Genomic DNA, 23,784 nt, shown 5'->3' with positions numbered 1-23,784 from the left:
ATTTTTATGGCTGTTCTTTTGCCAGGAGATATACATCTATAAAACAACGCACGACGCGATCACTGTGTGTTTTTCAACCAATACAAGCTCGCCGTTCGTATCAACAAGTACATAGACCCCCACACCATACACAACGAAACAAAACCTGCCCTGGGCGACACAGCCCGGATACCTCCCCGGCATTCAATGGCCTCACCCCACCATTGCTCCTCAGAGGCCATCACCATGAACACCAACAACTGGAAAACCCTAATCGCCGCCAGCCTGCTTGGCTTGACCTTCACCGCCCATGCCGAGGCAAGTCATAAGCCGGATATCCAACGGGTGCTGTCGACCACCGAAGACACCCGCTCGGGATGCGGCGTGGTGAACGCGCGCATGACCTACCTGGACTCTAAAGGCGAGACGCAGGTGTTGGCGTACATGAAATTTACCGACCGGTGTGGCGACGGCAATTGAGTCGGATTTGAGGCTCTCGAGGGTAAGAAAAAGCAGCGAGCGTAAAAAAACCTTGGTATCTGCAAAAATAGTCAGAATTCAGGGGTTTACAGAAGCTTGGCAATCGCTATAATCGTCGCCCTAACACGCCGGTATAGCTCAGTTGGTAGAGCAACTGACTTGTAATCAGTAGGTCCCGGGTTCGACTCCTGGTGCCGGCACCATATCTCGAAGCCCCGAAATGCGGGGCTTTGTGGTTTCTGAGGTTTGGGAAACCACAAAAAGTCAGATCACCGTTTTGGCCGAAATGCCCAAAAAGTGTCCACACTTAACATCTCGGGCTGCTTGCCTCAGTCCAAATCTCGATTTCTATGACGCCTTGCTCAGCTCAACGTCAGTCCCGGGAGACGTATTCTCCAAACCCACCGGACCACCAAAAGCCACCCTCACCCCGCCTCCCAAGTTTTATTCATAATTATGGCTAGCCAATAATTATGCCGCCCTCATAAAACCAATAATTTCACCAGCCACCTATTCGAACCGCCTCAACTGACCGAAAAAACAACCCATCAATTTTCCCGATTGCTCCCCACCCCTCACCACGCTAACCTCCCCCCGTCGCTACCACCCAGCGACCGGGCCTGAGAACCCGATTTGATGCAGGCGCCACTAGCGCCACGCATTCGTTGTCACAACGAACGTGTTGCTCTCACTCAATATGGGAGTTCCACCAATGACCGCAACAAACCCACCCGCACTCACCACCCTCGGCGTCCCCCCTTTCTCCTTTCACTCCGACCAACCTCTGTTCCGCGTCAACAGCGGTGTTTCCCTGCATGAAGCCTTGCACCACGTTTCCGATTTGCTTCACGTCGCCAAGTTGCTCGCAGAAGATGCGGCGATGACGAAGGAGACGGACCGTTATGCCTGGGCGTCGCATTATTTGCAGGAGATGAGCAAGGCGGTGATTGATGATGTGGTGAAGGTGTTGGCGTCGCCCTGTAATGCTGAGCAGTAAGCGGTAAATGGGCTCGCCGGGCGGGCGCTATCGCAGTTCAGCCCGGCTCCCACATAGAAGCGCTTGGTTGTCGGATGCGCGTATCGCGCAGGCGCTAAGGGCTATTCATGCAACGCCGACCAAGCAGGAAGGTCGCATCGGCGAGGTGGATTTTGCGATTGGCTATGAGTCCGAGGCCGCGTTCAGCCGAGCCTATAAAGCCTTTTTCCGGCGCTCGCGACGGGATGACCACGCCCGGCCGGGTTAGGCCAGGCGCGTCAGCGTATCAGTGCCCGGCGCTTTGCCCGCCGTCCACATGCAGGATCTCACCGGTGACAAACCCCGCGCTCTCCAGGTAGGTGATCGCCTGGGCGATATCACTCACTTCGCCCATGCGCCCCACCGGGTGCAGTTGCCCCAATGCAGCGTGGGAGTCTTCGCCATGCATCGGCGTCTTGATGATGCCCGGGCTTACCGCGTTCACTCGAATGCCGCGTTTGGCGTATTCAATCGCCAGGGATTTGGTCGCGGCGTTCAGCCCGCCTTTGGTGAGGCTGGCGAGTACCGAAGGCACGCCGTCGATGGCGTGATCGACCAGGCTGGTGGTCACATTGACGACGTGGCCGGCGCCGTGTTTTTCCATCTCGGCAATGGCCAGTTGGGTGATGTAGAAAAAGCCGTTGAGGTTCACCGCCAGCACGTTGGCGTAGTCGTCCTGGGTGTAGGCGGTGAAGGGTTTGGCGATGAAGATGCCGGCGTTGTTGATCAGGCTGTCGACGCGCCCGAAGGTGGCCAGGGCTTCGCGGATGACGCGCTGGGCGGTGGCCGGGTCGGCGATGTCGCCGGGCACCGTGAGGATGTTCGGGTCGGTGGATGGCTGGATCGAACGCGAGGTGGCCACCACGCGGTAATCGAGGGCGCGGTAGGCTTGAACCACAGCGGCGCCGATGCCTTGGGAGGCACCGGTGATGATCACGACTTTGCTCATTTTGTTTCTCCGGTAAGGGTTTGGGATTTGCGGTATTCGGTGGTGGTGATGCCGGCGTAGCCCCAGTTATCGGTGTCGATTTCTTCGATGACGATGTGGGTCAGGTCCGGGCGCTTGTTGAGCACGCGTTCGAGGGTTTCGGTGAACTCGGCGATGACCTGGGCTTTTTGCTCAGGGGTCACGCCGTCACGGGTGATGCGCAGGCTGACGAAGGGCATAGTGATGGCTCCAATGGGCGGGCATCGGGGTGATGGGCCGGCAGTGGGGTCAATTTAGGCGTGCGCTGAGTCGAGATAAATGGGGGTTTGAGTACTACATTAGTGATGTGGTGTAACAAGTTCCCGCGGTACTTCTACACGATTGGACGCCTCCCGCTGGCGTCCGCAAAACTGATAAAAAACCACCCTTGATCGTTGACGGCGGGACGCGGAGCGTCCCTAGAGGCGTTCCCACGCAGAGCATGGGAACGATCACCGTCGCTGATCCAAAGGCATAAAAAAACCCCGAACCAGTCGGGGTTTTTTATCGCCTGGCATCAGGCGCGACGTGCGATCAATTAGAAAACGTTGATCGGGTAGTCGGCGAACAGACGGATTTCGTTACCGCCTACGTTGTAGTTGCTGGCGTTGTTGGAGACGCGCAACCACGACGCACGAGCGCGCAGGCTCAGGTCTTTGGCTGGGCCGCTTTGAACGACATATTTGAACTGGTTGAAGATTTCACGCTCGGTGCCACTGCCACGGTTGGAACCGTCGTCAATGTTGGTGCCGCGCACGTAAGCGATGTTGTAGGTCAGGCCAGGCACGCCGAAGGCGCTGAAGTCCAGGCCGTAGCCTGCTTGCCAGGAGCGCTCGTCCTTGCCGTTGAAGTCGGACCAGTAGGAGTTGGCCAGCAGGATGGTATTGCCGCCGTCGCCGATACCGCCAGCGTTGCGGTAGCCGCCGTACAGGTAGCCGGTGTCACCGGTGCTGCGCTGGTGAGCGAGGGTGAAGCTGTGCGGGCCAACAGCCCAGGTAGCGCCCAGGCTCCAGATTTTGTTGTCGCGGGCGTCCGCATCACCTTGGTTTTCCAGGGCGAAGCTGCGGTCCAGCTTGGTTTTGTAGCCGTTGAAGTCAAAGGTCAACGATTGCTTTTCTGGCAGGGCCAGCACGTAGTTGACGTTGACGTATTGCTTCTTCAGCACGTCCTGCATGTTGGAGGCGTACAACGCGGCCGACAGGCTTTCGGTGAATTTGTAGCTACCACCGATGTAGTCGATGCTTTTCAGCGCGCCACTGTCAGAACCTTCGGCGCTCTTGCGAGCTTCCTTGGTGAAGTGACCGGCGTCCAGTTGCAGGCCGGCGATCTCTTTGGAAACGATCGAAGTACCGGTGTAGGTTTCCGACAACAGACGGGAGTTGTCGTACTGCAGCACAGGCACAGCCGGCATCTGGTCACCGTACTTGAGTACAGTGTTGGAGACACGGAACTTCACGGCAGCGCCGCCCTTGGCCAGGTCGTTGGCGGCTTCGCCGCTGTCGCCTTGCTTGAAGAAGTCGATACCGCCAGCGCCGCTGCGACCTTTACCACCGTCCAGGCGAATGGCGTATTGGCCGATCACGTCCACACCCACACCGACGGTGCCTTGGGTGAAGCCGGATTCGAACTTGCCGATGAAGCCCTGGCCCCATTCGGCTTTGTCTTGCTTGCCGTTTTTGTAGTCACGGCTGATGTAGGCGTTACGTGCTGCGATGTTCAGGTGGCTGTCGTCCACGAAACCCTTGGATTGCTCCTGGTCGTTAGCCATTGCTGTCGATGCGCTCAAAATCCCCAGAGCGATCAGACTCATCCGTTGCTTCAACATTTCTTATATTCCTTATTACTGGTTGAGTACGCGCTGTGACACCAGGCTCCGTGTCGCTTTTCTGGTGTCGACTTCCTCCAGAAAAAACAAGGCCCGCGGACGACTGAACTGCCGCGGGCCTTTTTTTATTGGATGAGTCATGGCGGTGAGCCACAGGCGTTGGGCGCAATCCTATGCGCGCGTTGAACTATGTGTCAATTTCGTGAATCGTCTGTATTTAGGCGAAATAATTCTAAGCGGTGCATTCCAAGGCCCTCGCTCGAGCCTGAAAAATCGTCTGATTCGTCAAGAAAACACATTATGTAACATTTTTGACGAGGGTATGTTTGGGAATAGATAACCTGCGCAAATGCAAAGCATTACCATTCGCGCACTTTCCTTTTTCCAACACTTTTGGATTTATTCCCCATGCCTGCCTCTCGCCTGACGCCCATCACTTTTGGGCTTTCTGTTTTGCTGTCTGCCGGTTTCGCCTGTGCCGCCACGGTCTTGCCCGAAACGTCGGTGAGCGCCGAAGCCGACGAAGACGACCCGCGCGTCAAGGAGACCAACACCGCCACCCGCACAGCCACCTCGGTGCGTTACGTGCCCCAGGCCATCGACTCGGTTAAAACCGAAAGCCTGCGTTCCTACGGCACCAACGACCTGGGGCAGGCGTTAAGCGGCATTCCCAACGTCAGCAGCGGCGCCGATACACGCTTCGACAGCCTGCGTATCCGGGGTTTTGACGCGAGCAATGACTTCTACCTGGACGGCATCCGCGACGACAGCCAGTACGTGCGCGACCTGCATAACATCGAGCGCATCGAAGTGCTCAAAGGCCCGGCCGCCGTGCTGTACGGGCGCGGCGGCCAGGGCGGGATCGTCAACCGCGTAAGCAAACTGCCCCAGGCGGGCCACACCTCCAGCATCGAAGCCCAAGGTGGCAGCCAGGATCTGCGCAGCCTGTATGCCGACCTCAGCACCGACCCAACGGATAACATCAGCCTGCGCCTGAACATGGGCAACCAGGACAACAACAGCTTTCGCGACGGTGTGAGCGGCAATCGCCAGTTGTTCGCGCCGTCGATGAGCTGGCAACTGACGCCGGACCTGAACTGGCTGGTGCAATACGAATACAGCCGTTACAACCGCACGCCGGACCGTGGCATTCCCGGGGTCAACGGCCGCCCGGCCGATGTGAGCCGCATCACGACCTACTTCGATAGTCGCGATTACATCGACGATAAATCCCAGTCCCTGCGCTCCAAGCTGGCTTATGAACTCAACGCCAACTGGCAGCTGCGCCACACCCTCGGCGTGTTCAAGCTCGACAGCGATTTCGACAACACCTACCAGGTCGGCTACGACCCAAAAACCAACAAAGTCTCGCGCCAGCGCTGGCAACAAGACCTGAACACCCGCAACGTGTTCAACAACCTTGAGCTGGAAGGCGGGTTCGACACTTTCGGCCTGGAGCACCGTCTGCTCACCGGCCTGGAGCTGGGCAGCCAGCGCCGTGATCCAAAGTTGTACAGCGCCACCGCCACCAACCGTGGCGGCCAGGCCGTGCCGAGCCTGGACCTCAACCAGCCCGACCGCCACTTGAGCCACACCGGGCGCATGAGTGTTTCCAGCAACAACCACACCGAAGTCGAAAGCCGCGCCCTTTACGTGCAGGACCAATTGCGCCTCAACGATCAATGGCAAGTGCTGGCCGGCCTGCGTTACGACCACTTTGAAGTGGACACCACCAGCAAGCTGCTCAACACCCAGCAGGCGGTCGACAGCCACAGCACCAGCCCGCGCATCGGCCTGGTCTGGACGCCGCTGGAACACCACTCGTTCTATGCCTCATGGAGCAAGACCTTCTCGCCAGCCGGCGGCGGCTTGATCGGCATCACCCCCAATGCTGCAGGCGCCGTCAACGACCTGAGCCCCGAGTTGACCAAGCAAAAGGAAATCGGGGTTAAAAGCGACTGGCTCGACGACCGCCTGAGCACCACCCTGGCCGTGTACGAGCTGGAGCTCTACAACCGCCGCACCAGCGACCCACTGGACCGCACCATCACCCTGCTCACCGGCGAACAACGCTCACGCGGCGTGGAGCTGACCGCCACCGGCAAAGTCGTCGGCAACTGGTATGTACGCGGCGGCATTGGCCTGCAGGATGCCAAGGTGGTGAAGGACAACAACGGCTTTGAAGGCAAACGCATCAGCGACGTCGCCAAGCGTAACGCCAGCCTGTTTATTACCTGGAAACCGGAGATGGGTTGGTACGCAGAAACCGGCCTGACCCTGGTGGGCGACCGTTATGCCGACAACCTCAACACTGTGGTGCTGCCTGGTTATGGTCGCTGGGACGCACTGGCCGGGTTCCGCCAGAAAGAATGGGACGTGCGTGCGGCGCTGAACAACATCGCGGACAAAAACTACTACGCCTCGGCCACCAGCGCAGCGCAGATCCAACCGGGCGAGCCACGTAGCCTGGTAGTGACAGGCACCTACAATTTCTAAGTTTCACTCGGTCAATGTGGGAGCTGGCTTGCCTGCGAAAGCGGTGTATATGCTGGAAAGTCGCTGGCTGACAGAATGCCTTCGCAGGCAAGCCAGCTCCCACTATTGATCTCAGTGGTCTTCAGTTTTTGCACTAGCTCACCGAGCCTGCGGGCAACAGGCACCTACAACTTCTAAATTTCACTCGGTCAGTGTGGGAGCTGGCTTGCCTGCGAAAGCGGTGTGTCTGCTGGAAAGCCGCTGACTGACAGAACGCCATCGCAGGCAAGCCAGCTCCCACAGTTGATCTTGGTGTTCTTCAGGTGTTCTTCAGGTTTTCAGTAGTTCGCACAACGCCAGCAACTCATCCTCACTGAACAACCCCGCCGGGTAGCGCTCACTCATGACACTGCGCACATCAGGCTGTTGCTGCCTCACCTGTCGCGAGCCGTTTGCCTTCAACCAAAGCGCCAGCGCATGGATCGCATCACCACTAACCCGCGTCGGGTGGAACGGGCGCGTGTAGATCGGGTTGATATCGGCATTCATTTCAGCGCTCTCTCCTACTGCGTGAGCGGCTAACTTACTCAAGGTTTGTGACAGAACTGTGCAGTCATCACCTTGGGACACTGTGGCAACACCGATACAAGAGCTATGCCAATGTCCCGTGTTTATAGGCATTCGGACACAAAAAAGCCCGCAACCTAGCCAGGCTGCGGGCTTGCTGCAAGCGCTATAAACAAGTAGCGCTCGGCGTTCACTCAAACGCTGTTACAACCGCACTCAGTTTTTGTGCGGTGCAGGCTGTTGTTGGGTCAGGCAATGGATATTGCCGCCGCCCAGTAACAGTTCACGGCCCGGCACCATCACCACTTCGTGCTGCGGGAACAGGTTCTGCAGGATCTCTTTGGCCTGGCTGTCCAGCGGGTCGTCGAAGCTTGGCGCGATGATACCGCCGTTAACGATCAGGAAGTTCACGTAGGAACCCGCCAGGCGCACAGTAGGATTACGCTCCTGCGAGCCGTCTACCGGATCGACACCGGCGCATTCTTCTTCGGTGGCGTACAACGGGCCTGGGATCGGCATTTTATGCACTGTGAACGGGCGGCCTTTAGCGTCCGTGCTGCTTTGCAGCACCGCCATGGCGGCGTGGCAGCGCGCGTAGTTAGGGTCTTGCGGGTCATCGTTCCAGGCCAGCAACACTTCGCCGGGGCGCACGTAGCAGCAGAAGTTATCCACATGGCCGTCGGTTTCGTCGTTGAACAGGCCGTCCGGCAACCAGATGACTTTATCCACCGCCAAATTGTCACGCAGCACCGCTTCGATCGCCGCGCGGTCCAGATGCGGGTTGCGGTTGCGGTTCAACAGGCATTCTTCGGTGGTGATCACGGTGCCTTCGCCGTCGACATGGATCGAACCGCCTTCCAGCACGAAGCCTTCGGTGCGGTAGCGCGGCGCACGTTCGATCTCGAGGATCTTTCCGCCCACCTGCGAATCGCGGCTCCACGGCGCATACAGGCCGCCGTCAAAGCCGCCCCAGGCGTTGAAATCCCAGTTCACGCCGCGCACTTCGCCGCTGTTATTGATCACAAAGGTCGGGCCGGTGTCGCGCACCCAGGCGTCGTCGTTGGACATTTCCACCACGCGGATATTGGGCACATCCAGGCGCGCACGGGCGTTCTCGTACTGGCCGGCAGACACTACGACGGTCACCGGTTCAAAGCGCGCAATGGCCTTGGCCACCGCCACATGGGCCGCCTGCGCCGGCTTGCCGCCCAGGCGCCAGTTGTCCGGGCGCTCGGGCCAGATCATCCAGGTTTGGGTTTGTGGCGCCCATTCGGCAGGCATGTAGAAGCCATCGGCGCGAGGTGTGCTGTGCAGGGTGGTCATGGCGTTCAGGACTCCGAATGGGGTGAAGGTCGACTTTATAACGGATAAAAATCGGCTTTAGAAGTGATAAAAGATCATAGCCGACAAGTATGACAAGCCTTAGTCGATAACAATCGACTACCTATAGTTGCTCATCGAGCACCTTCGACAACATGTCGACAAAGAAATCCACGCTGCGTTTAGACGCCACCATCGGCGGCTTGATCTTGAGGATTTTGAGGTAGTCGCCGGTCCGCAGCATGGAAACCCAACTCGCGCAGGCGATCAAGGCAACCCTTCTTCACCCGAGTATGCTTGCGCCGCCCCGCCGCGTAACTCAAGCTATGCTCTGGCTTAATGTCTGTCTTGGAAAAAAGGCTCTCTGAATGCGCATTCTCATCACCGGCGGCGCCGGCTTCATCGGTTCTGCCCTGGTTCGTCACTTGATTCAACACACCGAGCACGAAGTGCTCAACCTGGACAAACTCACCTACGCCGGCAACCTGGAGTCACTCACCAGCATCGCCGCCAACAGCCGCTATGAGTTCGTGCAGGCCGACATCATCGACCAGGCCGCCGTCAGCTCCGTGCTGGCGCGCTTTGAGCCGCAGGCCATCATGCACCTGGCCGCCGAGTCGCACGTCGACCGTTCCATTGATGGCCCCTCGGACTTTATCCAGACCAACATCGTCGGCACCTACAGCCTGCTGGAAGCCACCCGCGCCTATTGGCAGACCCTGGAAGAACCGGCCAAGAGCGCGTTCCGTTTCCACCATATTTCCACCGACGAAGTGTACGGCGACCTCCACGGCGTGGATGACTTGTTCACCGAAACCACGCCTTACGCACCCAGCTCGCCGTATTCGGCCAGTAAAGCCGCCTCCGACCACCTGGTCCGCGCCTGGCAGCGCACCTATGGCTTGCCGGTGCTGCTGACCAACTGCTCAAACAACTACGGGCCGTTCCACTTCCCCGAGAAACTGATCCCGCTGGTCATCCTCAACGCCCTCGCCGGCAAGCCACTGCCGGTCTACGGCGACGGCCTGCAGGTCCGCGACTGGCTGTTCGTCGAAGACCACGCCCGCGCCTTGTTGAAAGTGGTCACCGAAGGTGTGGTCGGCGAGACCTACAACATCGGCGGTCACAACGAGCAAAAGAACATCGACGTGGTACGCGGCATCTGCGGCCTGCTCGAAGAACTGGCGCCACAACGCCCGGCCGGTGTGGAGAAGTTCACCGACCTGATCACCTTCGTCAAAGACCGCCCAGGCCACGACCAGCGCTACGCGATCGACGCGAGCAAGATCGAAAACGAGCTGGGCTGGGTTCCGGAAGAAACCTTTGAAACCGGCCTGCGCAAAACCGTGCAGTGGTACCTCGATAACCTGGACTGGTGCCGCAGGGTCCAGGACGGCAGCTATCAAGGCGAGCGCCTGGGCAATACCGACCCAAAAGACCTGATCGCATAAGGTTTTGATCACACGACCTGTCCACCCGGCGAGTGCAACCGATGAGTGTGATCGCTACGGAGTTGCCCGAAGTATTGATCCTCGACCCCATGGTTTTGTGGTGCTCAGCGACTCTGCCGAGTTCCTTTACAAAACCACCGATTACTACACGCCTTCGGCAGAGCGTTGTATTCGCTGGGACGACCCGGAACTCAATATTGACTGGCAGTTTGAGGGCGCACCGACCTTGTCCGCCAAGGATCAGAACGGCAAGGCATTGGCAGACGCCGATCTGTTTGCATGACCGGCGAGTGCCTTGCACGCCGGCCCTAGGCATAATGCGCCTGTTCCCACAGGCGCATGACTCCCATGACTCCACCCCTCCCGCGTAGACCTCGCTGGCGCAGCCTCGCCTTATTGGCGTTGTGCCTGGCACCGCTGCTGTGGCCGCTGGAGCATCTGGCCGAGCGCTATTACCGCAGCGAACTCGCCGGGCAAAACCGTCAGACCCTCGACCTGTACGTCGCCAACCTCCTCGGCACCCTGCACCGCTATGAAGTGCTGCCGCAGATCCTCGGTGACTTGCCGGCCCTGCGCACCGCGCTGGATGCGCCTCAGGTCAGCGCCAACCTGACCAACGCCAACCTGCTGCTCAAGGACGTTGCCGCCCAGGCCGGGGTGGAAGTGATGTACCTGATGGACACCACCGGCAAGACCCTCGCCGCCTCCAACTGGGACAAGCAGGACAGTTTTGTCGACCGTAACTTCTCGTTCCGGCCCTATTTCAGCGAAGCCATGGCCGGGCGCCTGGGACGGTTTTTCGGCCTGGGCACCACCTCGGCCAAACGCGGCTACTTCTTCGCCGCCGCTGTACGCGATGGCGCCAAAATAATTGGCGTGCTGGTGGTCAAGGTTGACCTGGACCACACCGAAAGCCTATGGGGCAAAACCCCCGAGCAACTGCTGGTGACCGACCACAACGGCGTGGTCATCCTCACCTCACGCCCGCAATGGCGCTTCCGGGCGACCCGGCCGCTCACGGCGCAAGAGCGCCAGGCAATCATCGCCATCCAGCCCTACCCGACCCGCGACCCGCAACCGCTGGCGTTGAGCACCACGGCATGGCTGCGCCAATCCACGGCCATCGCCGAGACCGGCTGGACCGTGGAAATTCTTGCACCGCGCTCGCTGATCAATCGCCCGGTGCGCACCGTAGTGGCCGTTGGCGGCGCGACGCTGTTGGTGCTGATGTTGCTGCTGGGTTTGATGATGCAGCGCCGTCGCCACTACCTGGAGCGCATCGCCTTCGAAGCCAAGGCCCGCCGCGAACTGGAAGCGCGTGTGATCGAGCGCACCAGCGACCTCGAAGGCCTTAACCGCCGCCTCAAACAGGAGGTGCTGGAGCGTGAGCACGCCCAGCAGGAACTGGTGCGCGCCCAGGATGACCTGGTGCAGGCCGGCAAGCTGTCGGCGCTGGGCACCATGTCGGCGAGTATCAGCCACGAACTCAACCAGCCGCTGGCGGCGATCCGTAGCTACGCGGAAAACGCCGAGATCCTGCTCGACCACGAACGTACCAACGACGCCCGTGGCAATCTCAAGCTGATCAGCGAACTGACCGGGCGCATGGCCTCGATCATCGCGCACTTGCGCGCCTTCGCCCGCCGCGACCGCCACGCCCCGGAAAGCGTAGCCCTGCAACCGGCACTCGACGATGCCCTGGCGTTGCTGGCCAAACGGCGGCGCTCGATGGAAGTCGAGTTGATCCGCGACTTGCCCGAGGCGACCTTGTGGGTGCAAGCCGGCGAAACCCGCCTGCGCCAGGTGCTCGGCAACCTGCTGGCCAACGCCCTCGACGCCCTCACCGAAAAAGGCCCGCCGCGCAAACTGTGGCTGAGTGCCCAAACCACCGAACAGGGCGTCAACCTGTACATTCGCGACAACGGCCCAGGTTTTTGCATGGAAGCCCTGGGCCGCGCCAGCGAGCCGTTCTACACCACCAAGACCCGCACCCAGGGTTTGGGGTTGGGCCTGGCGATCTGTGACACCTTGATGCGTGCCTTTGGCGGCGAATTGTTGTTCGCCAACCACAAGGAAGGTGGCGCACTGTTAACCCTGAAATTGCGTGCCGGCTCGCCGGGCGTGAGTCTGCAACCGTCCGAGGACCGCAGTGTATGAGTATCGATAACCAGATCCAGGTGGTGTTGATCGACGACGATCCACACTTGCGTCAGGCTCTGTGCCAGACCCTGGACCTGGCCGGGCTGAAAGTCCTGACTCTGGGCGAAGCCACGGGCCTCACGGCGCGCCTGTCCCGCGATTGGCCGGGCGTGGTGGTCAGCGATATCCGCATGCCCGGCATGGACGGCCTGGAGCTGCTGGCTGAACTGCACGGCCAGGACCCGGACTTGCCGGTGCTGCTGATAACCGGCCACGGCGATGTGCCGCTGGCGGTGCAAGCCATGCGCGCCGGGGCCTATGACTTCCTCGAAAAACCGTTCGCCAGTGATGCCCTGCTCGACAGTGTGCGCCGCGCGTTGGCCCTGCGCCGCCTGGTGCTGGATAACCGCAGCCTGCGCCTGGCCCTCAGTGATCGCCAGCAACTGAGCACGCGCCTGGTCGGGCATTCGCCGCAGATGCTGCGCTTGCGCGAGCAGATCGGCGCCCTGGCGGCAACCCGCGCCGATGTGTTGATCCTCGGCGAAACCGGCGCCGGCAAAGAAGTGGTGGCCCGCGCCCTCCATGACCTGTCGAGCCGCCGCAGTGGGCCTTTTGTGGCGATCAACGCCGGCGCCCTGGCAGAATCGGTGGTCGAAAGCGAACTGTTCGGCCATGAGCCGGGCGCCTTTACCGGCGCGCAGAAACGCCGCATCGGCAAGTTCGAGTTCGCCAATGGCGGCACGCTGTTCCTCGATGAAATCGAAAGCATGAGCCTGGATGTGCAGGTCAAATTGCTGCGTTTGTTGCAGGAGCGAGTGGTCGAGCGTTTGGGTGGCAATCAGCTGATCCCGCTGGATATCCGCATCATCGCCGCCACCAAGGAAGACCTGCGCCAGTCCGCCGACCAGGGACGCTTCAGGGCCGACTTGTACTACCGTCTCAACGTCGCGCCGCTGCGCATTCCGCCACTGCGCGAGCGCGGTGAAGACGCACTGATGTTGTTCCAGCATTTTGCCGACGAAGCCAGCAGTCGCCACGGCCTGCCGTTGCACGAGCTGCAACCGGGCCAACGTGCCCTGCTGTTGCGCCACAGCTGGCCGGGCAATGTGCGCGAACTGCAAAATGCAGCCGAGCGCTTTGCCCTTGGGCTCGAACTGGCACTGGACGCCACGGCGGACAACCCCGCCGCGGGCGTGCTGACGTCAACCTCTGGCGGTTTGAGCGATCAGGTCGAGCAGTTCGAAAAAAGCCTGATCGCCGCCGAGCTGACCCGCCCCCACAGCTCGGTGCGCAGCCTCGCCGAAGCCCTGGGCATCCCGCGCAAAACCCTGCACGACAAACTGCGCAAGCACGGCCTGAACTTCGCCGACAGCGCCAGCCACAGCGCCGACGACGAATGACCCGCCAAGAGACCGCCATGAACCGCGACAGCCGCTACCTGGAATCGATCCTTCACCACGACATCCCCCTCACCCGGGAAATGGGCCTCAAGGTGCTCGGCTGGCAACACAGCCAATTGCAGCTGCACCTGCCCTTACAGGCCAATATCAACCACAAGAGCACCATGTTTGGCGGCAGCCTCTATTGCGGCGCCGTATTGGCGGGTTGGGGTTGGCTGCACCTGAAACTGCGCGAAGAAGGTGTCGAAGACGGGCATATCGTGATTCAGGAAGGGCAGATCAGTTATCCACTGCCAGTGACTCAGGATGCGATCGCTATTTGCGCGGCGCCGGAAGACAAGGTGTGGAAGCGCTTTGTGGCGACATACAAACGCTATGGCCGGGCGCGGTTGGCGTTGGAGACGTGGATTGTGAATGAGGGCAGTGAGGAGCGGGCTGTAGCCTTCACTGGCCAATACGTCCTGCACCGCTAACCGTCACAACACAAAACCAACTGTGGGAGCTGGCTTGCCTGCGATGAGGCAGTGTCAGTCGAATCAACTATCGACTGATACACCGCTATCGCAGGCAAGCCAGCTCCCACATTTTGACCTGTTGTGGCCTTAAGAACGGGCCAGGGTCAGCAGGCGCTCGCGCCACGCTGCCTTGGCCGGCAACGCCAGAAAGAACGGGTTTAACAACGAAGCCCGCGCCGGATAGCTGAACGGCGCGCCACTCAACTCCAACACTTCACCACCCGCCCCTTCCAGCACACCCTGGGCTGCGGCCGTGTCCCACTGCGACGTCGGCGCCAGACGCGGATAGCAATCGGCACTGCCTTCGGCCAACAGGCAGAACTTCAGCGAGCTGCCAATATTCGCCAATTTCAGCTCACCCAAACCTTCGCTCAAGCCACTGAGCAGGCGTTCCTGTTCCGGGCTGCTATGGCGGCGGCTGGCTACCACGGTAAACGCCTCGCCGGCCGCCGGGGTCTGGCGTACCTGGATCTGCTTGGGCGCCTCACTCACGTCCGAGCGCCACGCGCCCAGGCCCGCGCCACCGAAGTAGCAACGGCCACTGGTGGGCATCGACACCACGCCAAACACCACGCGGCCTTGCTCGATCAACGCAATGTTGACGGTAAATTCTTCGCTGCCGGAAATAAACTCCTTGGTGCCATCCAGCGGGTCCACCAACCACCAGCGCTGCCAGCCGGCGCGCACGTTCTGGTCGATATCGGCGTCTTCTTCGGACAGCACCGGGATGCTCGGGTCCAGAGCGGTAAGGCCCGCCAGGATCAGATGGTGAGCCGCCAGGTCGGCCGCCGTCACCGGTGAATCATCCGCCTTGGCGGTGACCGCTACGTCCGCACGCCAATACGGCAGGATGACTTCACCTGCCTGGCGTGCCAGCTCGATCACAGGGGCAATAAACGGATGGCCTAAAAACAGTTCGCTCATGCGACAAAAGCTCCACGCTGGGTCAACAGGTCTCGTACCAAATACAGGGCCGCCAATGCACGGCCTTCACTGAACTGCTCGTTTTGCGCCAGCATCGACAGCTCGCGCAGGTTGACGCGCTCCACACGCATGGGCTCAGGTTCATCGCCTTCCAGGCGCTCTTCATACAGCTCGGTGGCCAGCACCACCTGGATTTTCTGGCTCATATAGCCAGGCGACAAGGACAGTTCGGTAATGTGCTCCAACTGGCGCGCGCCATAACCGGCCTCCTCCTTGAGCTCGCGGTTGGCCGCCGCCAGTACGTCCTCGCCAGGTTCGATCAGGCCCTTGGGCAACGACAATTCATATTCGTCGGTACCGCCGCAGTACTCTTCCACCAGCAACGCGTGGTCGGCATCGATCATCGCCACGATCATCACCGCGCCGTAACCGGCACCGCGGCCTACCAGGCGCTCGTAGGTCCGTTCAACGCCATTGGAAAAGCGCAATTGCACTTCCTCCACGCGGAACAAACGGCTACTGGCGACTATTTCGCGGGCGAGGACGGTGGGTTTCTGGCGCATAAGCGGCTCCTTGGCGTGATCGGGTTACTATACCGTGGCTTTTCCGATTGTCTGTGTCGGATATCTTTACTTACATGAGAACGCCCCATGCCCTCTTTGCCCTGGCACGCCATCGACACCGTCCTGCTGGACATGGACGGCACCTTGCTCGACCTGCACTTCGACAACCACTTCTGGATGGAGCACCTGCCCCAGCGTTACGCCGATTTGCACGGGGTGAGCCGGGCCATGGCCGACATGGAGTTGCAGCCGCTGTTCGAGCGTAACGCCGGACGGTTGCAATGGTATTGCCTGGATTTCTGGAGTGCCGAGCTGAACATTCCGGTGCGCGAACTCAAACTGGAAACCGCCCACCTGATCGCCCTGCGCCCGGACGCGGACACCTTTCTGGCGGCGATCAAACAGGCCGGCAAGCGTGTGATTTTGATCACCAACGCCCATCGTGATTCGCTGTCATTGAAGTTGGAGCGCATTGAACTGGCGCCGTATTTCGAGCGGTTGATCAGTTCCCACGACTACGGTTTCGCCAAGGAACACCGGCAATTCTGGGATGCGTTGCAAGCCGACATCCAGTTCGACCCGGCCCGCAGCCTGTTTATTGATGACACCTTGCCGATCCTGCGCAGTGCGCGCGAGTTTGGCGTGGGGCATTTGCTGGCGGTCAAAGAGCCGGACAGTAAGAAAGGGCCAAAGGACACAGGGGAGTTTGCGGCAGTCGATGATTACCGAGATCTGATTGCCGGGCTCTAATGTAAATGTGGGAATGTGAATGTGGGAGCTGGCCAGTGTGGGAGCTGGGCTTGCCCGCGATGCAGGCACCTCGGTGTATCAGTGATACCGAGGTGATGCTATCGCAGGCAAGCCAGCTCCCACATATACCTGCTCCCACAGTTATGCCTGTGTATTACTCAGGAATACGCAGTGTCTGGCCTGGGTAAATTTTGTTTACATCTTTAAGCAGCGGCTTGTTGGCCTCGAAGATTTTGTTGTACTGGTTGGCATTGCCGTACACCGCCAGGGAAATCGCGCTGAGGGTGTCGCCTTTCTTCACCACAACAAAACGAGCGGCCGTGACCGCGGGGCCGGACACAGTAATCTGGTCATCCACGCTGGCAACACCGGCGATATTACCCGCCGCCAGAAGGATTTTTTCTTTCTCTTCCTGACTGGCAACTTCACCGGTGATCGTCACCTTGTCACCGTCTACGGTGGCGTGAACGTTCGGGTTACCCAGCCCTACCGCTTCGATATGCTTTTTCAACTCTTCGCCAGCATTGGCATTACCCGGCGTCAACAGGTCAATCAACTTCTCGCCTGCTTCCTTAACAAAGCTAAAAATACTCATGGTGCGCTCTCCTTGGGGTTTAAGTTCCAGATGCCCAAGACTAGACCAGTCCTGCAGCCTTGGGTTCCAGGCACGCCAAAGACCCAAACACGCTAGCCTGCGCGCTGGCAGGAATAAGCCCGCAACACGCGCCTTGATCGACGCCATCTATCAATAGATCAGTACAGCCGATTAGACGCGACCCTTTGTCGCGCCTAGTCTAAACATTGATCATTCCCTCGGTGGTACTGCCCCATGAACGCCAAGCGCCCAGTCTGCGCGGCGCCTGCCCTCGAAACGCCCGCGCCGGCCGCCAGCCAGAGCTACCAGTTTTGCAATCTGGAACACACTGAAATTGCCAGCACTGCATTGGCCGAAGAAGTGGCGTTGGCGATTGCCTACAACGACATCAGCCAGGCGGTGATGCTGGTGACGCCCACCGACTTGGAAGACTTTATCGTCGGCTTCAGCATCGGCAGCGGCATTATCGCCGACGTTAGCGATATTTATGATCTAAAACTCAGCGGCACGGGATCTGCCCAATACGCTCACGTACAGATTTCCAGCCGCGCCTTCTGGAACCTCAAGCAGCAACGCCGCCAGTTGGCCGGCACCAGCGGCTGCGGCCTGTGCGGCGTAGAGGCCGTAGAACAAGCCTTGCCGGACCTGCAAGTGCTGCCCGGTGCGCCCTTGCCGCCCGCCGAATGGCTCGACGGCCTGCGCCAACGCATCAGCGCATTTCAGCCCCTGGGCCAGTACAGCGGCGCGGTGCATGCGGCGATCTTTATGAATAACCAGGGCGAGTTGCTGATGGGCCGCGAAGACATCGGCCGACATAACGCCCTGGATAAATTGATCGGCGCGCTGATCCGCCAAAAAATTCCGACCGACGGCGGCCTGGCCATTGTCACCAGCCGCTGCAGCCTCGAATTGATCCAGAAAGTCTTGCGCGCAGGCATCCAGACCCTGGTCAGCCTGTCGTCGCCCACCGGCCTGGCCCTGCAATGGGCGCGCCGGCACAACCTCAATCTCATCCACCTGCCGCAGAAAAGTGCGCCGCGGGTCTACAGCCCTGCGATGGAGAACCAGCCATGAGCCTGCATCACCAAGCCGACCAAACCCCGACTCCGCGCTACAAGCCTTACAAAGGCCCGGCCGGCGGCTGGGGCGCACTGATCAGCGTGGCGCAGGCCTGGCTGACCAGCGACAACGCCATGAAAAACCTGCGCATGATGCTCAAGACCAACCAGAACGGCGGTTTCGACTGCCCTGGCTGCGCCTGGGGCGACTCGCCGGAAAGCGGCATGGTCAAGTTCTGCGAGAACGGCGCCAAGGCGGTCAACTGGGAAGCCACCAAGCGCCGTGTGGACGCGGCCTTCTTCGCCAAGCACAGCGTGACTGCACTGCTGGAGCAGAGTGACTACTGGCTGGAATACCAGGGCCGCCTGACCGAGCCGATGCGCTACGACGCCGAGACCGATCGCTATAAAGCCATCAGCTGGGACGCCGCCTTTGACCTGATCGGCAAGCACCTCAACGCCCTGCCAAGCCCGGACATGGCCGAGTTCTACACCTCGGGCCGAGCCAGCAACGAAGCGGCGTACCTGTACCAGCTGTTTGTGCGTGCCTACGGCACCAACAATTTCCCGGACTGCTCGAACATGTGCCACGAAGCCAGCGGCGTCGCCCTGGCGCAAAGCGTGGGCGTAGGCAAAGGCACCGTGACCTTTGATGACTTCGAACATGCCGATGCGATTTTCGTCTGGGGCCAGAACCCCGGCACCAACCACCCGCGCATGCTTGAGCCGCTGCGCGAAGCGGTAAAACGTGGCGCCCAGGTGGTGTGCATCAACCCGCTCAAAGAGCGTGGCCTGGAACGCTTCCAGCACCCGCAACACCCGCTGGAAATGCTCACCAACGGCGACAAACCGACCAACACCGCGTACTTCCGCCCGGCACTGGGTGGCGACATGGCCATCCTGCGCGGCATGGCCAAGTTCCTGCTGCTGTGGGAACGCCAGGCCCAGGCCGAAGGCAAAGAGGCGGTGTTCGACCACGACTTCCTCAATGAACACAGCGTCAACGTGCTGGAGTACCTGGGCCAGATCGACGACACCCCATGGGATGAAATCGTCGCGCAGTCCGGCCTCACCCTGGTCGAGATCGAGCAAGCGGCGCGCATGTACGCCAAAGGCAAAAACGTGATCATGTGCTGGGCGATGGGCATTACCCAGCATCGCCATTCGGTGCCGACCATCCAGGAAATCGCCAACCTGATGCTGCTGCGCGGCAACATCGGCCGCCCAGGCGCTGGGCTGTGCCCGGTGCGCGGCCACAGTAACGTGCAGGGCGACCGCACCATGGGCATCAACGAACGCCCGCCGGTGGCGTTTTTGGATTCGCTGGAGCGCCGCTTCCAGTTCCAGGTGCCGCGTACCAATGGCCACAACGTGGTCGAAGCGATCCACGCCATGCTCGAAGGCCGTTCCAAGGTGTTTATCGGCCTGGGCGGCAACTTCGCCCAAGCCACGCCAGACAGCCCGCGCACCTTTGAAGCCCTGCGCAGTTGCGACCTGACCGTGCAGATCAGCACCAAACTCAACCGCAGCCACCTGATGCACGGCAAAGACGCGCTGATCCTGCCGTGCCTGGGCCGTACCGACATCGATATCCAGGCCGACGGCCCGCAAGCCGTGACAGTGGAAGACTCGTTCAGCATGGTGCACGGCTCCAATGGCCAGTTGCAGCCGCTGTCGAAGCTGATGAAGTCCGAGCCGGCGATTCTGGCCGGGATCGCCGCCGCCACGTTGGGCAGCAAGCCGGTGGACTGGAACTGGCTGGTGGCCGACTACGGGCGCATCCGCGACTTGATCGCCGATACCATCCCAGGCTTCAAGGACTTCAACGAACGCATCAAACACCCAGGCGGTTTCTACCTGGGCAACTCCGCCGGTGCACGCCGCTGGAACACGCCGTCGGGCCGCGCTAATTTCCGCCCGAACGTGCTGCCCAAAGACCTGATCCACGAACGCACCCACGCCACAGGGCGGGTGCCGGACCTGATCATGCAATCGATGCGTTCCCACGATCAGTACAACACCACCATTTATGGCCTGGACGACCGCTACCGTGGGGTCAAAGGCCAGCGTGACGTGCTGTTCGTCAACGAAGCGGACATCATCCGCCTGGGCTTCAAGCCGGGTCAGAAGGCTGACATTGTGTCGCTGTGGGAAGATGGCCGCGAGCGCCGCGTGAAGGGCTTTACCTTGCTGGCGTTTGATATTCCGGCGGGCCAGGCGGCGGCGTACTACCCGGAAGTGAACCCGCTGGTGCCGCTGGAAAGCACCGGGGATGGCAGCCATACGCCGACGTCGAAGTTCGTCGCGATTTGCCTGGAAGCGGCGAGCGACAGTGGCTTGATCATGGCCCGTTCAGCCTAAGCAGAGCCCATCGTGGCGAGGGAGCTTGCTCCCGCTCGGGTGCGTAGCGACCGTAATAATGTTGGGGTCGCTGCGCAACCCAGCGCGAGCTTGCTCCCTCGCCACAAGAGAACAATGCCGGCAGTTTTACTCAGGCACAAAAAAAGGCCGCTTTTGCATAAAAGCGGCCCTTCCGAAGTAGCTAAAGACTCACAAAATCGACTTAAGTTCCCTATACAAAACAGCAACTTAGCGAATTGTATACAACCTCTACCGCCGGTCGGTTTTCGATTGTCAGCGCCTCGATACAACCTCAGGATCGCGCCGTCATCCTCTTGAGGTCTCTCTATGAAGTTCTCCTCGATTCTCTTGTTGTCCCTTGGCCTGGTCAGTGGCGCAGCCATGGCCGGTGGCACCACCGAAGCCGGTGTGGGCGGCGCATTGGGCGGGGTTCTAGGTTCGGTTGTCGGCCAGCAGTTGGGCGGCAACACAGGTTCCACCATCGGCGCAGCCTTGGGTGGCGCAGGCGGCAGTGCGGTGGGTGCCGATAGACGCAGCCGTGGCGAAGCCGCCATTGGTGGCGCACTGGGCGCAGCCGGCGGCAACGTCGTGGGCCGCAGCATGGGCGGCAGCACCGGCGCACTGGTCGGCTCAGCAGCCGGCGGTGGTGCAGGTGGCGCGCTGGGCAACTACATGGGCAACAAGAGCGATGACGACGACCGCCGCTACCGCGGGCGTGACAACCGTCGTTACGATCGAGATGACCACCGTGGACGCGGGCATGCCTATGGGCATCGCAAGAACAAGCATCACTACCGTCATCGGTAAGTTCTAAAGAACACAGCTGGCCCCCTGTGGGAGCTGGCTTGTCGGGTCGCCGCATCGCTGCGATAGCGGTGGGTCAGGGTTAGATGTGCGTCCTGACCCACCGCTATCGCAGGCAAGCCAGCTCCCACATTTGATTTTCATTGCATGAAAAAGGGTCTCATACCACCAACCGCTCCAACGCCTCGCGCAACTTCCCCGCAATTGCCACCGGCTGGTTCGATGCCCGATCCACAAACACATGCACAAAGCGCCCCGCCGCACTGGCTTCGTCCTCGCCGGCCTTGAACACCGCCAACTCATATTGCACCGAGCTGTTACCAAGCTTTCCAACCCGCAGGCCGATATCCAGGCGATCCGGAAACGCGATCGAGGCGAAATAATCGCACGCCGAACTCACCACAAACCCCACCACCTCACCGTCATGAATATCCAGCCCACCTTCTTCAATCAGGTAGGTATTCACCGCCGTGTCGAAAAAGCTGTAATAAGTGACGTTGTTCACATGGCCATACACATCGTTGTCGTGCCAACGCGTGATGATCGGCTGGAAGTGACGGTAGTCGGCGCGTTGCGGCATTGAGTCAGGCATGGGCGGTTCTCTGGAAAGTGGGTTTACAGATCATTCAGGTGGGCTTGCGCCCACTCACGCACCTCGGCGTATGGGTAGTCCTCCAGCGCAGCAAAACCCGGTATGCCCCGCGCCTTCAGCTTGGTAAACAGCGGCACGCTGATACCGCCGAGAAACCGCGCCAGCCGTTCCGCTTCTGGCAGGTTCGTGGTGTGTTCATGATGCCTGTGGATAAAATCACCGCACAGCCCCATGAAGTTTTTATCCACAAGTGGCGGCAAACTCGGCGGCGGCGGCAAATGTGCGACGTGGCCGTGGCATACCGAACAATGCCCGCAGCGTTGAGGGGCATTTTCATCACCAAAGTACTTGGCCAGACGCTGCCCCAGGCAATGCTCGGTAGCAAAAAGCTCGAGCATGGCGTGGATCCGCGCCACTTCCGTCACTTCATGGTGCTTGAAGCCTGTGTATAACTCGGCGCTCAGCACCCGTGGATCAAAGTCGGTATCGAGCAGGCTGTAGACCTCGGTCATCTGCTTGCTTTCCAGCTCAATCAGGCCCTGTTCCTGGAAGTAGTCCAGCGCCTTCACCACCCGGCTGCGCTCGGCATTGTGCTGTTGGTACAGCGCATCGAAATCCACCGTCGCCCAGGTTTTGGCGCGTTTACATACCTGGATGATCGCCGCGACAAACTGCTGCCGCTCGCCGGAAAACCGCGCCAGCAACGCCTCGGGCTCGATCAGGTATTTGAAGCGGTATTCGGCGTAAAACGCATAACGCGGTGCGATCACACCCTTGAGCTCCAACTGCACCAGCAGCGTCTTGAGCGGCAGCTCGCGGATGTTGCTGTGGTCCGACAGCGACCTCAGCAGGAACTCCCACTGGCCCTCGCTTCGCGCCGCCTGCAACTCCTCCAGTACACGGCGAATGCCCTCCTGCTCCGGCGTATCGCCATACACAAAGTTTTCCAGCACATTGAGGCTGTCGCGGTTGGCCAGCACCAGGCAATCGGACGGCTGTCCATCACGCCCGGCGCGGCCGATTTCCTGGCTGTAGTTCTCGATAGACTTGGGCAGGTCGAAGTGCACCACGTTGCGAATATCACTCTTGTCGATGCCCATGCCGAACGCGATGGTGGCAACAATGCAATTGGAGCGCCCGCCCATGAAACGCTGTTGGATACCTTCGCGTTTATCGTGGGGCAACCCGGCGTGATACGCCTCGGCCTGGATGCCATTGCGGTTCAGGTGTTCGGCAATCTGCTCGGCGGTTTTTTGCAACGTGACGTAAACGATGCTCGGCTGATTGGCCCGCGCGCTCATCCACTCGACCAAGCGCCGGCGTTTGTCGTGGCCGCTCACCGGCTCTACCAACAAGTTGAGATTGGGCCGGTAGAAGCCCGTGGTGATCACATCATCCGGCGCAATGGCGAACTTGGCCTGCATGTCGGCAATCACCTTGGGCGTGGCTGTAGCCGTCAGCAGCAGCGCTTGTGGGATATTGAACTGGCGCTGGTAGTCCGGCAGCTTCAGATAGTCCGGGCGGAAGTTGTGGCCCCATTCGGAAATACAGTGCGCCTCATCCACCACCAACAAGGAAATCTGTACGCTTTGCAGGAAGTTACGGAAGCGCTCGTTCTTTAAGCGCTCCACGGAAATCATCAAAATCTTCAACTCACCCGAACGCGCGCGGGCCATCACCTCATTGGCATCTTCACGGCTCTGCGCCGAATCGATACTGCCAGCACAAATGCCATGGCGTTGCAGGAAACCCAACTGGTCCTGCATCAGCGCCAACAGCGGCGACACCACCAGCGTCAGGTGCGGCAACAGCACCGCCGACAGCTGATAACACAAAGACTTGCCGGAACCAGTGGGGAAAATAGCGGCAGCCGAACGACCGGCCAGCACCGCGCTGATCGCGGCCTCCTGGCCCAAACGAAACTGTGGGTAACCAAAGACCTGTTGGAGGGTGTTGTGCATAAGCTGTCACTCCATTGACCGCTGAACGAGTCAAAAACATAGA

At 60.2% G+C, this 23,784-nt stretch carries 21 protein-coding genes, 1 tRNA gene and 1 pseudogene; 13 read left to right on the top strand and 10 right to left on the bottom strand.

Features of this window, described 5'->3' with window-relative positions; genetic code table 11:
- The first annotated feature begins 225 nt into the window (after positions 1-225).
- The 3 genes from HBO23_RS21085 to HBO23_RS21075 all read left to right on the top strand — a co-directional run bounded on the left by HBO23_RS21085 (position 226) and on the right by HBO23_RS21075 (position 1,456).
- Entirely contained in the window at positions 226-459 is a 234-nt protein-coding gene (locus HBO23_RS21085) for a DUF2790 domain-containing protein (protein WP_170039554.1), read from the top strand.
- Positions 460-586: 127 nt separating this feature from the next.
- A tRNA-Thr gene (locus tag HBO23_RS21080) sits at positions 587-662 on the top strand.
- A 509-nt stretch (positions 663-1,171) separates the two neighbouring features.
- On the top strand, positions 1,172-1,456 hold the full coding sequence (locus tag HBO23_RS21075; RefSeq protein ID WP_170039552.1) for a DUF3077 domain-containing protein: 285 nt from the start codon (positions 1,172-1,174) through the stop codon (positions 1,454-1,456).
- Positions 1,457-1,721: 265 nt separating this feature from the next.
- Here the strand turns inward: HBO23_RS21075 and HBO23_RS21070 are convergent, their stop codons facing one another.
- The 3 genes from HBO23_RS21070 to HBO23_RS21060 all read right to left on the bottom strand — a co-directional run bounded on the left by HBO23_RS21070 (position 1,722) and on the right by HBO23_RS21060 (position 4,266).
- Complete coding sequence (locus HBO23_RS21070; protein WP_169986650.1) at positions 1,722-2,423, bottom strand: SDR family NAD(P)-dependent oxidoreductase; 702 nt, start codon at positions 2,421-2,423, stop codon at positions 1,722-1,724.
- On the bottom strand, positions 2,420-2,641 hold the full coding sequence (locus HBO23_RS21065) for a 4-oxalocrotonate tautomerase family protein (RefSeq protein ID WP_170039550.1): 222 nt from the start codon (positions 2,639-2,641) through the stop codon (positions 2,420-2,422). The genes HBO23_RS21070 and HBO23_RS21065 overlap by 4 nt, the downstream gene beginning before the upstream one ends.
- 338 nt (positions 2,642-2,979) lie before the next feature.
- Positions 2,980-4,266 (bottom strand): OprD family porin, encoded by a 1,287-nt coding sequence (locus HBO23_RS21060; RefSeq protein ID WP_017135394.1) that lies wholly within the window; start codon positions 4,264-4,266, stop codon positions 2,980-2,982.
- Between the two features lie 408 nt (positions 4,267-4,674).
- Between HBO23_RS21060 and HBO23_RS21055 the strand changes: the two genes are divergently transcribed.
- Positions 4,675-6,762: a TonB-dependent siderophore receptor gene (locus HBO23_RS21055; RefSeq protein ID WP_170039548.1), complete on the top strand. Its 2,088-nt coding sequence runs from the start codon at positions 4,675-4,677 to the stop codon at positions 6,760-6,762.
- 309 nt (positions 6,763-7,071) lie between these two features.
- Here HBO23_RS21055 and HBO23_RS21050 read toward each other — a convergent pair whose 3' ends face one another.
- Positions 7,072-7,290 carry a hypothetical protein gene (locus HBO23_RS21050; protein ID WP_017135392.1) on the bottom strand — a complete coding sequence of 73 codons (219 nt, stop codon included), beginning with the start codon at positions 7,288-7,290 and terminating at the stop codon, positions 7,072-7,074.
- 234 nt (positions 7,291-7,524) lie between these two features.
- Positions 7,525-8,631 (bottom strand): agmatine deiminase, encoded by a 1,107-nt coding sequence (aguA, locus tag HBO23_RS21045; protein ID WP_170039546.1) that lies wholly within the window; start codon positions 8,629-8,631, stop codon positions 7,525-7,527.
- 365 nt (positions 8,632-8,996) lie between these two features.
- On the opposite strand from aguA, the gene rfbB reads away from it, so the two are divergent.
- The 5 genes and pseudogenes from rfbB (at position 8,997) to HBO23_RS21020 (ending at position 14,091) form a co-directional block, all read left to right on the top strand.
- On the top strand, positions 8,997-10,079 hold the full coding sequence (gene rfbB / locus HBO23_RS21040) for a dTDP-glucose 4,6-dehydratase (RefSeq protein WP_017135390.1): 1,083 nt from the start codon (positions 8,997-8,999) through the stop codon (positions 10,077-10,079).
- An 88-nt stretch (positions 10,080-10,167) separates the two neighbouring features.
- Positions 10,168-10,362: pseudogene (locus HBO23_RS21035) on the top strand (dTDP-4-dehydrorhamnose 3,5-epimerase family protein); the annotation flags it as partial.
- A 65-nt stretch (positions 10,363-10,427) separates the two neighbouring features.
- Entirely contained in the window at positions 10,428-12,236 is a 1,809-nt protein-coding gene (locus HBO23_RS21030) for an ATP-binding protein (RefSeq protein ID WP_017135388.1), read from the top strand.
- On the top strand, positions 12,233-13,618 hold the full coding sequence (locus HBO23_RS21025) for a sigma-54 dependent transcriptional regulator (RefSeq protein ID WP_017135387.1): 1,386 nt from the start codon (positions 12,233-12,235) through the stop codon (positions 13,616-13,618). The genes HBO23_RS21030 and HBO23_RS21025 overlap by 4 nt, the downstream gene beginning before the upstream one ends.
- Before the next feature lie 17 nt (positions 13,619-13,635).
- Positions 13,636-14,091 (top strand): thioesterase domain-containing protein, encoded by a 456-nt coding sequence (locus tag HBO23_RS21020; protein ID WP_017135386.1) that lies wholly within the window; start codon positions 13,636-13,638, stop codon positions 14,089-14,091.
- A gap of 129 nt (positions 14,092-14,220) precedes the next feature.
- Here HBO23_RS21020 and cysQ read toward each other — a convergent pair whose 3' ends face one another.
- Positions 14,221-15,057: a 3'(2'),5'-bisphosphate nucleotidase CysQ gene (cysQ, locus tag HBO23_RS21015; protein WP_017135385.1), complete on the bottom strand. Its 837-nt coding sequence runs from the start codon at positions 15,055-15,057 to the stop codon at positions 14,221-14,223.
- Positions 15,054-15,620: an ADP compounds hydrolase NudE gene (nudE, locus tag HBO23_RS21010; RefSeq protein WP_017135384.1), complete on the bottom strand. Its 567-nt coding sequence runs from the start codon at positions 15,618-15,620 to the stop codon at positions 15,054-15,056. Before nudE ends, cysQ begins: the two co-directional genes overlap by 4 nt.
- An 87-nt stretch (positions 15,621-15,707) precedes the next feature.
- Here nudE and yrfG point away from each other — a divergent pair, with 87 nt between their 5' ends.
- Positions 15,708-16,370, top strand: a complete 663-nt coding sequence (gene yrfG, locus HBO23_RS21005; protein ID WP_170039544.1) for a GMP/IMP nucleotidase — start codon at positions 15,708-15,710, stop codon at positions 16,368-16,370.
- A 154-nt stretch (positions 16,371-16,524) separates the two neighbouring features.
- Here yrfG and lysM read toward each other — a convergent pair whose 3' ends face one another.
- Entirely contained in the window at positions 16,525-16,965 is a 441-nt protein-coding gene (lysM, locus tag HBO23_RS21000; RefSeq protein ID WP_017135382.1) for a peptidoglycan-binding protein LysM, read from the bottom strand.
- Between the two features lie 234 nt (positions 16,966-17,199).
- Between lysM and fdhD the strand changes: the two genes are divergently transcribed.
- The 3 genes from fdhD to HBO23_RS20985 all read left to right on the top strand — a co-directional run bounded on the left by fdhD (position 17,200) and on the right by HBO23_RS20985 (position 21,191).
- The gene (fdhD, locus tag HBO23_RS20995) at positions 17,200-18,039 is read left to right on the top strand and encodes a formate dehydrogenase accessory sulfurtransferase FdhD (protein ID WP_017135381.1); all 840 of its coding nucleotides are present in this window, start codon (positions 17,200-17,202) and stop codon (positions 18,037-18,039) included.
- A complete protein-coding gene (locus HBO23_RS20990; RefSeq protein ID WP_170039542.1) occupies positions 18,036-20,384 on the top strand; it encodes an FdhF/YdeP family oxidoreductase in 2,349 nt (782 codons plus the stop codon). Before fdhD ends, HBO23_RS20990 begins: the two co-directional genes overlap by 4 nt.
- 327 nt (positions 20,385-20,711) lie before the next feature.
- Positions 20,712-21,191 (top strand): YMGG-like glycine zipper-containing protein, encoded by a 480-nt coding sequence (locus tag HBO23_RS20985; protein WP_017135379.1) that lies wholly within the window; start codon positions 20,712-20,714, stop codon positions 21,189-21,191.
- A gap of 157 nt (positions 21,192-21,348) precedes the next feature.
- Here HBO23_RS20985 and HBO23_RS20980 read toward each other — a convergent pair whose 3' ends face one another.
- Together HBO23_RS20980 and HBO23_RS20975 are read right to left on the bottom strand one after the other, a co-directional pair.
- Positions 21,349-21,780, bottom strand: a complete 432-nt coding sequence (locus HBO23_RS20980) for a thioesterase family protein (RefSeq protein WP_017135378.1) — start codon at positions 21,778-21,780, stop codon at positions 21,349-21,351.
- A gap of 23 nt (positions 21,781-21,803) precedes the next feature.
- The gene (locus HBO23_RS20975) at positions 21,804-23,741 is read right to left on the bottom strand and encodes a RecQ family ATP-dependent DNA helicase (protein ID WP_170039539.1); all 1,938 of its coding nucleotides are present in this window, start codon (positions 23,739-23,741) and stop codon (positions 21,804-21,806) included.
- Positions 23,742-23,784: the final 43 nt, after the last annotated feature.

Source organism: Pseudomonas sp. WS 5532 (genome assembly GCF_012985445.1).
Taxonomy (GTDB): Bacteria; Pseudomonadota; Gammaproteobacteria; order Pseudomonadales; family Pseudomonadaceae; genus Aquipseudomonas; species Aquipseudomonas edaphica.
The sequence above is the reverse complement of the archived record's forward strand: the minus strand, read 5'-3'. Positions and strand labels throughout refer to the sequence as shown.

What these genes read in the sequence shown, in the direction of transcription:
- HBO23_RS21085 (WP_170039554.1), top strand. Translation starts at nt 226, where the DNA reads ATGAACACCAACAACTGGAAAACCCTAATCGCCGCCAGCCTGCTTGGC.
- HBO23_RS21075 (WP_170039552.1), top strand. Translation starts at nt 1,172, where the DNA reads ATGACCGCAACAAACCCACCCGCACTCACCACCCTCGGCGTCCCCCCT.
- HBO23_RS21070 (WP_169986650.1), bottom strand. Translation starts at nt 2,423, where the DNA reads ATGAGCAAAGTCGTGATCATCACCGGTGCCTCCCAAGGCATCGGCGCC.
- HBO23_RS21065 (WP_170039550.1), bottom strand. Translation starts at nt 2,641, where the DNA reads ATGCCCTTCGTCAGCCTGCGCATCACCCGTGACGGCGTGACCCCTGAG.
- HBO23_RS21060 (WP_017135394.1), bottom strand. Translation starts at nt 4,266, where the DNA reads ATGTTGAAGCAACGGATGAGTCTGATCGCTCTGGGGATTTTGAGCGCA.
- HBO23_RS21055 (WP_170039548.1), top strand. Translation starts at nt 4,675, where the DNA reads ATGCCTGCCTCTCGCCTGACGCCCATCACTTTTGGGCTTTCTGTTTTG.
- HBO23_RS21050 (WP_017135392.1), bottom strand. Translation starts at nt 7,290, where the DNA reads ATGAATGCCGATATCAACCCGATCTACACGCGCCCGTTCCACCCGACG.
- aguA (WP_170039546.1), bottom strand. Translation starts at nt 8,631, where the DNA reads ATGACCACCCTGCACAGCACACCTCGCGCCGATGGCTTCTACATGCCT.
- rfbB (WP_017135390.1), top strand. Translation starts at nt 8,997, where the DNA reads ATGCGCATTCTCATCACCGGCGGCGCCGGCTTCATCGGTTCTGCCCTG.
- HBO23_RS21030 (WP_017135388.1), top strand. Translation starts at nt 10,428, where the DNA reads ATGACTCCACCCCTCCCGCGTAGACCTCGCTGGCGCAGCCTCGCCTTA.
- HBO23_RS21025 (WP_017135387.1), top strand. Translation starts at nt 12,233, where the DNA reads ATGAGTATCGATAACCAGATCCAGGTGGTGTTGATCGACGACGATCCA.
- HBO23_RS21020 (WP_017135386.1), top strand. Translation starts at nt 13,636, where the DNA reads ATGAACCGCGACAGCCGCTACCTGGAATCGATCCTTCACCACGACATC.
- cysQ (WP_017135385.1), bottom strand. Translation starts at nt 15,057, where the DNA reads ATGAGCGAACTGTTTTTAGGCCATCCGTTTATTGCCCCTGTGATCGAG.
- nudE (WP_017135384.1), bottom strand. Translation starts at nt 15,620, where the DNA reads ATGCGCCAGAAACCCACCGTCCTCGCCCGCGAAATAGTCGCCAGTAGC.
- yrfG (WP_170039544.1), top strand. Translation starts at nt 15,708, where the DNA reads ATGCCCTCTTTGCCCTGGCACGCCATCGACACCGTCCTGCTGGACATG.
- lysM (WP_017135382.1), bottom strand. Translation starts at nt 16,965, where the DNA reads ATGAGTATTTTTAGCTTTGTTAAGGAAGCAGGCGAGAAGTTGATTGAC.
- fdhD (WP_017135381.1), top strand. Translation starts at nt 17,200, where the DNA reads ATGAACGCCAAGCGCCCAGTCTGCGCGGCGCCTGCCCTCGAAACGCCC.
- HBO23_RS20990 (WP_170039542.1), top strand. Translation starts at nt 18,036, where the DNA reads ATGAGCCTGCATCACCAAGCCGACCAAACCCCGACTCCGCGCTACAAG.
- HBO23_RS20985 (WP_017135379.1), top strand. Translation starts at nt 20,712, where the DNA reads ATGAAGTTCTCCTCGATTCTCTTGTTGTCCCTTGGCCTGGTCAGTGGC.
- HBO23_RS20980 (WP_017135378.1), bottom strand. Translation starts at nt 21,780, where the DNA reads ATGCCTGACTCAATGCCGCAACGCGCCGACTACCGTCACTTCCAGCCG.
- HBO23_RS20975 (WP_170039539.1), bottom strand. Translation starts at nt 23,741, where the DNA reads ATGCACAACACCCTCCAACAGGTCTTTGGTTACCCACAGTTTCGTTTG.